This window comes from Streptomyces sp. NBC_01618 (genome assembly GCF_045209435.1).
Taxonomy (GTDB): domain Bacteria; phylum Actinomycetota; class Actinomycetes; order Streptomycetales; family Streptomycetaceae; genus Streptomyces.
This window is the reverse complement of sequence record NZ_CP109297.1, coordinates 4,648,483-4,661,614: the sequence shown is the minus strand read 5'-3', so window position 1 is coordinate 4,661,614 and position 13,132 is coordinate 4,648,483. Positions and strand designations below refer to the sequence as shown.

Here is a 13,132-nt window from a genome sequence, read left to right as displayed (position 1 = left end):
CCATCCCGCGCCCTACGCGTTGCCGCCGTCCTCTGCCACGATAGGCGCCGCCTACGACAACGCCGGACGGGCTTGACTTCTCAAGCCCGTCCGGCGTTGTCGTGGCTGTGTACCGGCTGTGCGCGTGTGCGCTACCTCACAAAGACTCCCGCCTGGCCTGCCAGGTCCAGGAAGTACTGCGGAGCGAGGCCCAGCACCAGCGTGACCGCGACACCGACCGCGATCGTCGTCATCGTCAGCGGGGACGGGACAGCGACCGTCGGGCCGTCGGCCTTCGGCTCGCTGAAGAACATCAGCACGATGACCCGGATGTAGAAGAACGCGGCGATCGCCGACGAGATCACACCGACCACGACCAGCCCGACCGCTCCCCCGTCCGCCGCCGCCTTGAAGACGGCGAACTTCCCGGAGAACCCGGAGGTGAGCGGGATACCGGCGAAGGCCAGCAGGAACACCGCGAAGACCGCGGCGACCAGCGGCGAGCGCCGGCCGAGCCCCGCCCACTTCGACAGATGCGTCGCCTCGCCGCCCGCGTCGCGCACCAGGGTCACGACGGCGAACGCGCCGACCGTCACGAAGGAGTACGCGCCGAGGTAGAAGAGGACCGACGAGATGCCTTCCGGGGTGGCCGCGATGACACCGGCGAGGATGAAGCCGGCGTGCGCGATCGAGGAGTAGGCGAGCAGCCGCTTGATGTCCGTCTGGGTGATGGCGACGACCGCGCCGCCGAGCATCGTGATGATCGCGACGGCCCACATGACCGGGCGCCAGTCCCAGGCGAGGCCCGGCAGGACCACGTACAGCAGGCGCAGCAGCGCACCGAACGCGGCGACCTTGGTGGCCGCGGCCATGAAGCCGGTGACCGGGGTCGGGGCGCCCTGGTAGACGTCCGGGGTCCACATGTGGAACGGGACGGCACCGACCTTGAACAGCAGACCGGTCAGGATCATCGCCCCGCCGATCAGCAGCAGCGCGTCGTTGCCCATGGTGTCGGCGAGCGCCGGGTCGATCTGGGTGACGGAGCCGTCGACCACGTTCGCGATGGTGGCGTACGAGACGGAGCCCGCGTACCCGTACAGCAGGGCGATCCCGAAGAGCAGGAACGCCGACGAGAAGGCGCCGAGCAGGAAATACTTCACCGCGGCCTCCTGCGACATCAGCCGCTTGCGGCGGGCAACGGCGCACAGGAGGTAGAGCGGGAGGGAGAAGACCTCCAGGGCCACGAAGAGGGTCAGCAGGTCGTTGGCCGCCGGGAAGACCAGCATGCCGGCGACCGAGAAGAGCACCAGCGGGAAGACCTCGGTGGTGGTGAAACCGGCCCTGACCGCGGCCTTCTCGCTGTCGCTGCCGGGGACCGACGCGGCCTGGGCGGCGAAGGAGTCGACGCGGTTTCCGTGCGCGGCGGGGTCGAGCCGGCGTTCGGCGAAGGTGAAGACGGCGACCAGCGAGGTCAGCAGGATGGTGCCCTGCAGGAACAGCGTCGGGCCGTCGATCGCGAGGGCGCCCATCGCGGCGATGTGCGCCTTTGTCGTACCGTATCCCCCGGCCGCCAGGCCGACGACCGCGGCGAACGCGGCGGCGAGGGCGACGACCGTCAGGAAGACCTGCGTGTAGTAGCGGGACCGGCGCGGCACGAAGGCCTCGACGAGCACGCCCACCACGGCGACACCGATCACGATGAGGACCGGGGTCAGCTGGGCGTACTCGATGACCGGTGCCTTGAACTTCTCGACCGGGGCCGCCGATGTCACCCCGCCCGCCATTGTCCACAGGCTGTGGACAGCTGTTGCGCTCACTTGGCGGCCTCCACCTCAGGCTGGGGGTCCTTCTTCTGGACGTCCGACATGGTGTGCTGCACCGCCGGGTTGACGATCTCCGTCAGCGGCTTCGGGTAGACACCCAGGAAGAGCAGGAGCGCGATCAGCGGCAGCACCACCACCAGCTCCCGGACCTTGAGGTCCGCCATGCCCTGGACCTCGGCCTTCACCGGGCCCGTCATCGTCCGCTGGTAGAGGACGAGGACGTACAGCGCGGCGAGCACGATGCCGGTCGTGGCGATGACGCCCGCCGCCGGATACGCGCTGAACGCACCGACCAGGACCAGGAATTCGCTGACGAACGGGGCGAGTCCGGGCAGCGACAGGGTGGCCAGACCGCCGATCAGGAACGTGCCGGCCAGGATGGGTGCCACCTTCTGCACCCCGCCGTAGTCGGCGATGAGCCGCGACCCGCGCCGGGTGATCAGGAAGCCCGCCACCAGCATCAGCGCGGCGGTCGAGATCCCGTGGTTGACCATGTAGAGCGTGGCGCCCGACTGGCCCTGGCTCGTCATCGCGAAGATGCCGAGGATGATGAAGCCGAAGTGCGAGATCGACGCGTACGCGATCAGCCGCTTGATGTCGCGCTGGCCGACGGCGAGCAGCGCCCCGTACACGATGCTGATCAGTGCCAGGACGATGATCACCGGCGTCGCCCACTTGCTGGCCTCCGGGAAGAGCTGGAGGCAGAAGCGGAGCATCGCGAACGTGCCGACCTTGTCGACGACCGCGGTGATCAGGACGGCGACCGGGCTGGTCGCCTCACCCATGGCGTTGGGCAGCCAGGTGTGCAGCGGCCACAGCGGGGCCTTAACCGCGAAGGCGAAGAAGAACCCGAGGAACAGCCAGCGCTCCGTGCTGGTCGCCATGGAGAGCGAGCCGTTGGCGCGGGCCTCGGCGATCTCGGAGAGCGAGAAGGTGCCCGCGACCACGTACAGCCCGATCACGGCGGCCAGCATGATGAGGCCGCCGACCAGGTTGTAGAGGAGGAACTTCACCGCGGCGTACGAGCGTTGCGCCGCCGCGTTCTCGTCGCTGCCCGTGTGTGCCCGGTCCCCGAAGCCGCCGATGAGGAAGTACATCGGGATGAGCATGGCTTCGAAGAGGATGTAGAAGAGGAAGACGTCGGTGGCCTCGAAGGAGAGGATCACCATCGCTTCGACCATCAGGATCAGGGCGAAGAAGCCCTGAGTCGGCCGCCATCGCGAGGACTTGGTCTCCAGGGGGTCGGCGTCGTGCCAGCCGGCCAGGATGACGAAGGGGATCAGCAGGGCGGTGAGCGCCATGAGCGCCACCCCGATGCCGTCCACGCCCAGTTCGTACCGGACGCCGAAGTCCTTGATCCAGGCGTGCGATTCGGTGAGCTGGTAGCGGGCGCCGCCGGGTTCGAAGCGGGCGAGCGCGATGCCCGCCAGGACGAGCGTGGCCAGCGAGAACAGCAGCGCCAGCCATTTGGCCGTGGTGCGTCGCGCGGCGGGGACGGCGGCGGTGGCGACCGCGCCGATCGCCGGGAGCGCCGCCGTCGCTGTCAGGAGAGGAAAGGACATGTGATCAGACCGCCCTCATCAGCAGGGTCGCGGCGATGACAATCGCTGTACCGCCGAACATCGAGACCGCGTAGGAGCGGGCGTAGCCGTTCTGCAGCTTGCGCAGCCGGCCGGAGAGCCCGCCCATCGACGCGGCCGTGCCGTTGACGACGCCGTCGACCAGGGTGTGGTCGACGTACACCAGGGAGCGGGTGAGGTGCTCGCCGCCGCGGACCAGGACCACGTGGTTGAAGTCGTCCTGGAGGAGATCGCGGCGGGCGGCCCGGGTGAGCAGCGAGCCGCGCGGGGCGACGACCGGAACCGGCTTGCGCCCGTACATCGCCCAGGCGATCGCGACACCGATGACGAGCACGACCATGGTGGCGGCCGTGACGGTCGTGGCGCTGACCGGGGCATGTCCGTGGCTGTGTCCGGTGACCGGCTCCAGCCAGTTCAGGAAGCGGTCGCCGATGGAGAAGAGGCCACCGGCGAAGACGGAGCCGAACGCCAGGATGATCATGGGGATGGTCATCGACTTCGGGGACTCGTGCGGATGCGGCTCGTGGCCTTCCGCGTCTGGCTGCCAGCGCTTCTCGCCGAAGAACGTCAGCAGCATCACGCGCGTCATGTAGAACGCGGTGATCGCGGCGCCGAGCAGGGCCACCGAGCCGAGGATCCAGCCCTCGGTGCCGCCCTTGGCGAAGGCCGCCTCGATGATCTTGTCCTTGGAGAAGAAGCCGGACAGACCCGGGAAGCCGATGATCGCAAGATAGCCGAGGCCGAAGGTGATGAAGGTGACCGGCATGTACTTCCGCAGGCCGCCGAACTTCCGCATGTCGACCTCGTCGTTCATGCCATGCATGACCGAACCGGCACCGAGGAAGAGCCCGGCCTTGAAGAAGCCGTGCGTCACCAGGTGCATGATCGCGAAGACGTAGCCGATCGGGCCGAGCCCGGCGGCCAGGATCATGTACCCGATCTGCGACATCGTCGACCCGGCGAGGGCCTTCTTGATGTCGTCCTTCGCGCAACCGACGATCGCACCGAAGAGCAGCGTGACCGCGCCGACGACCACGACGGCCAACTGCGCGTCCGGCGCGGCGTTGAAGATCGCACCGGAGCGGACGATGAGGTACACACCCGCGGTCACCATCGTCGCGGCGTGGATGAGGGCGGAGACCGGGGTCGGGCCCTCCATCGCGTCACCGAGCCAGGACTGCAGCGGCACCTGAGCCGACTTGCCGCAGGCCGCGAGCAGCAGCAGCAGGCCGATCGCCGTCAGCTTCCCCTCGCTCGTCTCCCCGGTCGCCCCCAGGACAGGGCCGAAGGCGAACGTGCCGAACGTGGTGAACATCAGCATGATCGCGATCGACAGGCCCATGTCGCCGACCCGGTTGACCAGGAATGCCTTCTTGGCGGCCGTGGCCGCGCTGGGCTTGTGCTGCCAGAAGCCGATGAGCAGGTACGACGCCAGACCGACGCCCTCCCACCCGGCGTACAGCAGCAGGTAGTTGTCCGCGATGACCAGGATCAGCATCGCCGCGAGGAAGAGGTTCAGATATCCGAAGAAGCGGCGCCGGCGCTCGTCGTGCTCCATGTAGCCGATCGAGTAGATGTGGATCAGGGTGCCCACACCGGTGATCAGCAGCACGAACGTCATCGACAACTGGTCGAGCTGGAAGGCCACATCGGCCTGGAAGCCCTCGACCGGAATCCAGCTGAACAGCTTCTGGTGCAGCGCCCGGTCCTGTGCGCCCTTCCCCAGCATGTCGAGGAAGAGCACGACACCGATGACGAACGACACGGCAGCGAGCAGGGTGCCGAGCCAATGTCCGGACCGGTCCAGCCGCCGGCCGCCGCAGAGCAGGACCGCGGCTCCGAGCAGAGGCGCCGCGACGAGCAGCGCAATCAGGTTCTCCACGATTCAACGTCCCCTTACAGCTTCATCAGGCTGGCGTCGTCGACCGAGGCCGAGTGGCGGGAACGGAACACCGACACGATGATCGCGAGTCCGACCACGACCTCGGCGGCGGCGACGACCATCGTGAAGAAGGCGATGATCTGCCCGTCGAGATTGCCGTGCATCCGGGAGAAGGTCACGAACGCGAGGTTGCAGGCGTTGAGCATCAGCTCCACGCACATGAACACCACGATCGCGTTCCGCCGGATCAGCACCCCGGCCGCACCGATGGTGAACAACAGAGCGGCGAGATAGAGGTAGTTGACCGGGTTCACTTGGCGGCCTCCTCATCTTCGTTGTCACGGCCGAGGCGCTCCTCGGAGCGCTGCTCCAGCGCCTTGAGCTGGTCCAGCGACTCGTGCGACACATCGCGGATCTGGCCCCGGTTGCGCAGCGTCTGCATGACGGTGAGCTCGGACGGTGTGCCGTCGGGAAGCAGACCCGGGATGTCCACGGCGTTGTGCCGGGCGTAGACACCGGGGGCGGGCAGCGGCGGCAGCTGCTTGCCGCGTACGCGCGCCTCGGACATCTCCCGCTGGGTCCTTGCCCGTTCGGTGCGCTCCCGGTGGGTGAGCACCATCGCGCCGACCGTCGCCGTGATCAGCAGGGCGCCGGTGATCTCGAAGGCGAAGACGTACTTGGTGAAGATGAGGCTGGCGAGCCCCTCGATGTTCCCGCCGTGCTCGGCGTTGGCGGTGCCGAGCCCGTTGAAGCTGTTCAGCGAGGCGTTGCCGATGCCCGCGATGAGCAGGATGCCGAAGCCGATCCCGCAGCCCGCGGCCAGCCAGCGCTGGCCCTTGAGGGTCTCCTTGAGGGAGTCGGCCGCCGTGACGCCGACGAGCATGACCACGAAGAGGAACAGCATCATGATCGCGCCGGTGTAGACGACGATCTGGACGACGCCCAGGAAATAGGCGCCGTTGGCCAGATAGAACACCGCCAGGACGATCATGGTCCCGGCGAGGCTCAGCGCGCTGTGCACGGCTTTTTTCATCAGTACGGTGGACAGCGCGCCGAGCACGGCGACGATGCCCAGCACCCAGAACTGGACGGCCTCGCCGGTCGAGGTCTGGGAGGCCGCCGCGGCCAGGCCGGTCATGCGTCCACCTCCCGCGCCGAGCCGCTGTTCTCGTCGGCACCGTCCGTCGGCTTCTCGCCCTTGGAGACCGCGATCTGACGCTCCGTACCGGGCGCGGCCTCGGTGACGAGACCCTGGTAGTAGTCCTGCTCGTCCATCCCCGGGTAGATCGCGTGCGGGGTGTCGACCATGCCCTCCTCCAGGCCCGCGAGCAGCTCGTCCTTGGTGTAGATGAGGCTCTCGCGGGTGGTGTTGGCGAGCTCGAACTCGTTGGTCATCGTCAGTGCCCGGGTCGGGCACGCCTCGATGCACAGACCGCAGAGAATGCAGCGCGCGTAGTTGATCTGGTAGACGCGGCCGTAGCGTTCGCCCGGGGAGTAGCGCTCCTCGTCGGTGTTGTCCGCGCCCTCCACGTAGATCGCGTCCGCCGGACAGGCCCAGGCGCACAGCTCACAGCCGATGCACTTCTCCAGACCGTCCGGGTGGCGGTTGAGCTGATGCCGGCCGTGGAAGCGCGGCGCCGTCACCTTCTGCGTTTCCGGATACTGCTCGGTCAGCCGCTTCTTGAACATGGCCTTGAAGGTCACGCCGAAGCCGGCGACAGGGTTCTGGAACTTCTCGCCCGAGGGCTCTGATGACTCAGACACCGTCAGCCTCCTTTCCGTCACTCGAATTTCCGTCACTCTGAGTATCCGACCCACCACTGACAACGAGCTCCCGCTCGCCCCGCGGCCTGCGGCGCGGCACCGGCGGCAGGGTCTGTCCGGGCAGCGGCGGCACCGGGAATCCGCCCGCCATCGGGTCGAACTCCGGCTCCGGTCCGGCCTCCGCCTGAGCGGCCCGGCCCTTCTTGTCGCGGAAGATGTCGGCGACGAAGGAGATCAGCAGGATCGCGATCACGGCCCCGGCCACGTACAGCACGATCTTCGAGAAGTCGTACCCCTCGTTGCGCAGCGCCCGCACCGTCGCGACCAGCATCAGCCAGACCACGGAGACCGGGATCAGGACCTTCCAGCCGAGCTTCATCAGCTGGTCGTAACGGACCCGGGGCAGCGTGCCGCGCAGCCAGATGAAGAAGAACAGCAGCAGCTGGACCTTGATGACGAACCAGAGCAACGGCCACCAGCCGTGGTTCGCGCCCTCCCAGAAGGTGCTGATCGGCCACGGGGCCCGCCAGCCGCCCAGGAACAGGGTCGTGGAGACCGCGGAGACGGTGACCATGTTGACGTACTCGGCGAGCATGAACATCGCGAACTTGATCGACGAGTACTCGGTGTTGAAGCCGCCGACCAGGTCGCCCTCGGACTCCGGCATGTCGAACGGGGCCCGGTTGGTCTCGCCGACCATCGTGACGATGTAGATGATGAAGGAGACCGGCAGCAGCAGGATGAACCAGCGGTCCTGCTGCGCCTCCACGATCTTCGAGGTCGACATCGACCCGGAGTAGAGGAAGACCGAGGCGAACGCGGCGCCCATCGCGATCTCGTAGCTGATCATCTGGGCGCAGGAACGCAGGCCGCCGAGGAGCGGATACGTCGATCCGGACGACCAGCCCGCCAGCACGATGCCGTAGATCCCGACCGAGGCGACCGCGAGGATGTAGAGCATCGCGATCGGCAGGTCGGTGAGCTGCATCGCCGTACGGTGCCCGAAGACCGAGACCTCGTCGGACGGGCCGAACGGGATCACCGCGATCGCCATGAACGCCGGGATCGCGGCGACGATCGGCGCGAGCACGTACACGACCTTGTCGGCGCGCTTGACGACGACGTCTTCCTTCAGCATCAGCTTGATGCCGTCTGCGAGCGACTGGAGCATGCCCCAGGGGCCGTGCCGGTTGGGGCCGATGCGCAGCTGCATCCAGGCGACGACCTTGCGCTCCCACACGATGGAGAAGAGCACGGTCACCATCAGGAACGCGAAGCAGAACACCGCCTTGATGACGACGAGCCACCACGGGTCGGTGCCGAACATCGACAGATCCTCGGCGGCGAGTACGACACCGTGCGGTGCCGCGGCCAGTTGAGCGAAGGCAGTCACGCCCCCACCTCCGGTGTGACGTCGGGAGTGCCCGGTGCGGCGGGGCCGATCCGGACCAGGCCGCCGGGGCGGGCGCCGGTGTCGGCCGGGACGCCCCGTCCGACGGAGTTCAGCGGCACCCAGACCACCCGGTCCGGCATGTCGGTGACCTTCAACGGGAGTTCGACGCTGCCCGCCGGGCCGGTGACGGCCAGCAGATCGCCGTCCTTCACGCCCGTCTCGGCGGCGGTGGCGGCGGAGAGCCGGGCGACCGAGGCGTGCCGGGTGCCGGCCAGCGCGTCGTCGCCCTCCTGGAGCCGGCCCAGGTCGAGCAGCATCCGGTGGCCCGCCAGGACCGCCTCGCCGTCGCCGGGCCGGGGCAGCGGCCGGGCCGGCTCGTTCGGGTCGGTGGCGTGCGCACCGGCCCAGCCGCCCAGCCGGTCCAGCTCGCGGCGTACGGACTTCAGGTCCGGCAGCGCGAAGTGACCGGCCCGGTCGGCGCCTCCGGCGTGGGCCAGCGCGTCGGCCAGCATGTGCAGCACCCGCGCGTCGGTCGGCGCGAGCGCCCGCGTCATCTGCTCGGGCTTCAGCGCGGCCTCGAACATCCGCGCCCTGCCCTCCCAGTTGAGGAAGGTGCCGGCCTTCTCGGCGACCGCGGCGACCGGGAAGACCACATCGGCCCGCTCGGTCACCTCGCTGGGCCGCAGCTCCAGCGAGACCAGGAAGCCGACCCGGTCCAGGGCCTCCAGGGCCCGTGCCGGGTCCGGCAGGTCCACCGGCTCGACCCCGGCGACGAGCAGCGCGCCCAGTTCGCCGGTGGCCGCGGCCTCCACGATCTGGCCGGTGTCGCGGCCGAAGCGGGACGGGAGTTCGGCGACGCCCCAGACGGCCGCCACCTCGTCCCTGGCCCGCGGGTCGGTCGCCGGACGGCCGCCGGGCAGCAGCGACGGAAGCGCGCCCGCCTCCACCGCACCGCGCTCGCCGGCCCGCCGCGGCATCCACACCAGCGCCGCCCCGGTCGCGGTGGCGGCCCGCACCGCGGCGGTCAGCCCGCCCGGCACGGCCGCCAGCCGCTCACCGGCCACGATCACGGCGCCCTCGCCGCGCAGCGCCTCGGCCGCCGTGGCTCCGTCGCCGTCGAGTCCGACGCCGCCCGCGATCGCGTCCAGCCACTCGGTCTCCGTACCGGGGGCGGCGGGGAGCAGCGTGCCGCCCGCCTTCTCCAGTCCGCGCGTGGCGTGCGAGGCGACGGAGAACGTGCGCTGTCCGTGCTTGCGGTTCGCCTTGCGCAGCCGCAGGAAGACGCCGGGCGCCTCTTCCTCCGACTCGAACCCGACCAGCAGCACCGTCGGGGCCTTCTCCAGCGAGGTGTACGTGACCCCCGCCCCGTCCAGGTCCCGGCCGCGCCCGGCCACGCGGGCGGCCAGGAAGTCGGCCTCCTCGCTGCTGTGCACCCGGGCCCGGAAGTCGACGTCGTTGGTGTCCAGCGCGACCCGGGCGAACTTGCTGTACGCGTACGCGTCCTCGACGGTCAGCCGGCCGCCCGTGAGGACACCCGCCCGGCCGCGTGCGGCCAGCAGACCGGCGGCCGCGGCGGCCAGGGCCTCGGGCCAGCTCGCCGGTTCCAGGACGCCGTCCGCGTTGCGCACCAGCGGAGTGGTGAGCCGGCCTGGCTGCTGCGCGTAGCGGAAGCCGAAGCGGCCCTTGTCGCAGACCCACTCCTCGTTGACCTCGGGGTCGTTGGCGGCGAGCCGCCGCATGACCTTGCCGCGCCGGTGGTCGGTACGGGTGGCGCAGCCGCCCGCGCAGTGCTCGCACACCGAGGGCGACGACACCAGGTCGAAGGGCCGGGCGCGGAACCGGTACGCCGCCGAGGTCAGCGCCCCGACCGGGCAGATCTGGATGGTGTTCCCGGAGAAGTACGACTCGAACGGGTCGCCCTCGCCCGTGCCGACCTGCTGGAGCGCGCCGCGTTCCAGCAGCTCGATCATCGGGTCACCGGCCACCTGGTTGGAGAACCGGGTGCAGCGCGCGCAGAGCACGCACCGCTCACGGTCCAGGAGCACCTGGGTGGAGAGCGGGACGGGCTTCTCGAACGTGCGCTTCTTGCCGTCGAAGCGGGAGTCGGCGCCGCCGTGCGACATCGCCTGGTTCTGCAGCGGGCACTCGCCGCCCTTGTCGCAGACCGGGCAGTCCAGCGGGTGGTTGATGAGCAGCAGCTCCATCACACCCTTCTGCGCCTTCTCGGCGACCGGCGAGGTGAGCTGCGAGCGCACCACCATGCCGTCGGTGCAGGTGATGGTGCAGGACGCCATCGGCTTGCGCTGGCCCTCGACCTCGACGATGCACTGGCGGCAGGCGCCGACCGGGTCGAGGAGCGGGTGGTCGCAGAAGCGCGGGATCTCGATGCCGAGGAGTTCGGCGGCGCGGATGACCAGGGTGCCCTTGGGCACGCTGATCTCGATGCCGTCGATCGTCAGCGTGACGAGGTCCTCGGGCGGGACGGCCGCCTCGCCGCCCCCGGAGGGCGCACTCGTGGTGACTGTCATGCGTTCACCCCCTGGTGAGCGTTCTTGTCGTCGGCCCAGGCGGTCGACCTGGCGGGATCGAAGGGGCAGCCCCTGCCCGTGATGTGCTGCTCGTACTCCTCGCGGAAGTACTTCAGCGAGGAGAAGATCGGCGAGGCGGCGCCGTCGCCGAGGGCGCAGAAGGACTTGCCGTTGATGTTGTCGGCGATGTCGTTCAGCTTGTCGAGGTCGGCCATCTGTCCCTTGCCGGCCTCGATGTCGCGGAGCAACTGGACGAGCCAGTAGGTGCCTTCGCGGCACGGTGTGCACTTGCCGCAGGACTCGTGGGCGTAGAACTCGGTCCAGCGGGTGACGGCCCGCACGACGCAGGTCGTCTCGTCGAAGCACTGGAGCGCCTTGGTGCCGAGCATGGATCCGGCGGCGCCGACGCCTTCGTAGTCGAGCGGTACGTCGAGGTGCTCGTCGGTGAACATCGGGGTCGAGGAGCCGCCCGGGGTCCAGAACTTCAGCCGGTGGCCGGGGCGCATCCCGCCGCTCATGTCGAGCAGTTGGCGCAGCGTGATGCCGAGCGGGGCCTCGTACTGGCCGGGGCTCGCGACATGCCCGCTGAGCGAATACAGCGTGAAGCCGGGAGACTTCTCGCTGCCCATCGACTTGAACCACTCCTTGCCCCGGTTCAGGATCGCGGGAACCGAGGCGATGGACTCGACGTTGTTCACCACAGTGGGGCAGGCGTACAGACCGGCGACCGCGGGGAAGGGGGGGCGCAGCCGGGGCTGGCCGCGTCGCCCTTCGAGCGAGTCGAGCAGCGCGGTCTCCTCACCACAGATGTACGCGCCCGCGCCCGCGTGCACGGTGAGTTCGAGGTCGAGCCCCGAGCCCAGGATGTTCGTCCCGAGGAAGCCCGCCTCGTACGCCTCGCGCACGGCCTCGTGCAACCGCCGCAGTACGGGGACGACTTCACCCCGCAGATAGATGAACGCATGCGAGGAACGGATCGCGTAGCAGGCGATCACGATGCCCTCGATGAGGGAGTGCGGGTTGGCGAAGAGGAGCGGGATGTCCTTGCAGGTCCCGGGCTCCGACTCGTCGGCGTTGACGACCAGGTAGTGCGGTTTGCCGTCGCCCTGCGGGATGAACTGCCACTTCATCCCGGTGGGGAAGCCCGCGCCGCCGCGGCCGCGCAGACCGGAGTCCTTGACGTACGCGATGAGGTCGTCGGGCGACATGGCGAGGGCCTTGCGCAGTCCCTGGTATCCGTCGTGGCGCCGGTAGGTCTCCAGGGTCCAGGATTCCGGCTCGTCCCAGAAGGCGGAGAGGACGGGGGCGAGCAGCTTCTCGGGGCTGTCCCCGCTGCCGTTCCCGTTGTCGTTGATTTCGGTTGCCAACGTCATCACTCTCCCTCCCCGGCTGTCGGGCCGGCCGCGTGGTCCGGGTCCTGCGGGGCATCGGCAGGTCCGGACTCGCGCGTGCTCCCGGCGCGGGGGGCGACGACGCGCGGGTGCGGTTCCTCGCCCCGGGCGAGGCGGAGGCCGATCAGTGAGGCGGGGCCCGCGCCGCCGGACGCCTCGACGGCGCCGGGGCGCTCGTCGGGGAAGCCGGCCAGGATCCGGGACGTCTCCTTGTACGAGCACAGGGGGGCGCCGCGGGTGGGTTCGACGGTGCGTCCGGCGATGAGGTCGTCGACCAGGCGCGTCGCGCTCTCGGGCGTCTGGTTGTCGAAGAACTCCCAGTTGACCATCACCACGGGAGCGAAGTCGCAGGCCGCGTTGCACTCGATGTGTTCGAGGGTGACCTTGCCGTCCGCAGTTGTCATATCGAGCCCGTCGTCGCCGACGCCGAGGTGCTCCTTGAGCCGGTCGAAGATGGCGTCGCCGCCCATCACCGCGCACAGGGTGTTGGTGCAGACGCCGACCTGGTAGTCACCGCTGGGCCTGCGCCGGTACATCGTGTAGAAGGTGGCGACCGCGGTGACCTCGGCGGTGGTGAGGCCGAGCAGCTCGGCGCAGAACGCCATGCCCGTACGGGAGACGTAGCCCTCCTCGGACTGCACCAGGTGCAGCAGCGGCAGCAGCGCGGAGCGGCTGTCGGGGTAGCGGGCGATCACCTCCTTCGCATCCGCTTCGAGCCTGGCGCGCACCTCGGCCGGGTAGGCGGGGGCGGGGAGCTGCGGCATCCCCAGACTGACTTCCTGACGTGCTTCG

Annotated in this window: 10 protein-coding genes; all 10 read right to left on the bottom strand. The window is 69.4% G+C overall.

The window, feature by feature from the left end; translation table 11 throughout:
* Window positions 1-131: 131 nt before the first annotated feature.
* From nuoN to nuoE, 10 genes are read right to left on the bottom strand one after another with little or no spacing between them, the layout of a single operon-like run.
* Window positions 132-1,796 (bottom strand): NADH-quinone oxidoreductase subunit NuoN, encoded by a 1,665-nt coding sequence (nuoN, locus tag OH735_RS21725; protein WP_406383201.1) that lies wholly within the window; start codon window positions 1,794-1,796, stop codon window positions 132-134.
* Window positions 1,793-3,364 carry an NADH-quinone oxidoreductase subunit M gene (locus OH735_RS21720; RefSeq protein ID WP_406383200.1) on the bottom strand — a complete coding sequence of 524 codons (1,572 nt, stop codon included), beginning with the start codon at window positions 3,362-3,364 and terminating at the stop codon, window positions 1,793-1,795. Before OH735_RS21720 ends, nuoN begins: the two co-directional genes overlap by 4 nt.
* A 4-nt stretch (window positions 3,365-3,368) precedes the next feature.
* Entirely contained in the window at window positions 3,369-5,264 is a 1,896-nt protein-coding gene (gene nuoL / locus OH735_RS21715) for an NADH-quinone oxidoreductase subunit L (protein WP_406383199.1), read from the bottom strand.
* 14 nt (window positions 5,265-5,278) lie between these two features.
* A complete protein-coding gene (nuoK, locus tag OH735_RS21710; protein ID WP_093543641.1) occupies window positions 5,279-5,578 on the bottom strand; it encodes an NADH-quinone oxidoreductase subunit NuoK in 300 nt (99 codons plus the stop codon).
* Window positions 5,575-6,402, bottom strand: coding sequence for an NADH-quinone oxidoreductase subunit J (locus OH735_RS21705; protein WP_406383198.1), 828 nt, complete (start codon window positions 6,400-6,402; stop codon window positions 5,575-5,577). Before OH735_RS21705 ends, nuoK begins: the two co-directional genes overlap by 4 nt.
* On the bottom strand, window positions 6,399-7,028 hold the full coding sequence (gene nuoI / locus OH735_RS21700; RefSeq protein ID WP_406383197.1) for an NADH-quinone oxidoreductase subunit NuoI: 630 nt from the start codon (window positions 7,026-7,028) through the stop codon (window positions 6,399-6,401). Before nuoI ends, OH735_RS21705 begins: the two co-directional genes overlap by 4 nt.
* Window positions 7,021-8,421: an NADH-quinone oxidoreductase subunit NuoH gene (gene nuoH, locus OH735_RS21695; RefSeq protein WP_406383196.1), complete on the bottom strand. Its 1,401-nt coding sequence runs from the start codon at window positions 8,419-8,421 to the stop codon at window positions 7,021-7,023. Before nuoH ends, nuoI begins: the two co-directional genes overlap by 8 nt.
* The gene (locus tag OH735_RS21690; RefSeq protein ID WP_406383195.1) at window positions 8,418-10,949 is read right to left on the bottom strand and encodes an NADH-quinone oxidoreductase subunit G; all 2,532 of its coding nucleotides are present in this window, start codon (window positions 10,947-10,949) and stop codon (window positions 8,418-8,420) included. Before OH735_RS21690 ends, nuoH begins: the two co-directional genes overlap by 4 nt.
* Entirely contained in the window at window positions 10,946-12,322 is a 1,377-nt protein-coding gene (gene nuoF / locus OH735_RS21685; RefSeq protein ID WP_406383194.1) for an NADH-quinone oxidoreductase subunit NuoF, read from the bottom strand. Before nuoF ends, OH735_RS21690 begins: the two co-directional genes overlap by 4 nt.
* Window positions 12,322-13,104 (bottom strand): NADH-quinone oxidoreductase subunit NuoE, encoded by a 783-nt coding sequence (gene nuoE, locus OH735_RS21680; RefSeq protein ID WP_406386675.1) that lies wholly within the window; start codon window positions 13,102-13,104, stop codon window positions 12,322-12,324. The genes nuoF and nuoE overlap by 1 nt, the downstream gene beginning before the upstream one ends.
* Window positions 13,105-13,132: the final 28 nt, after the last annotated feature.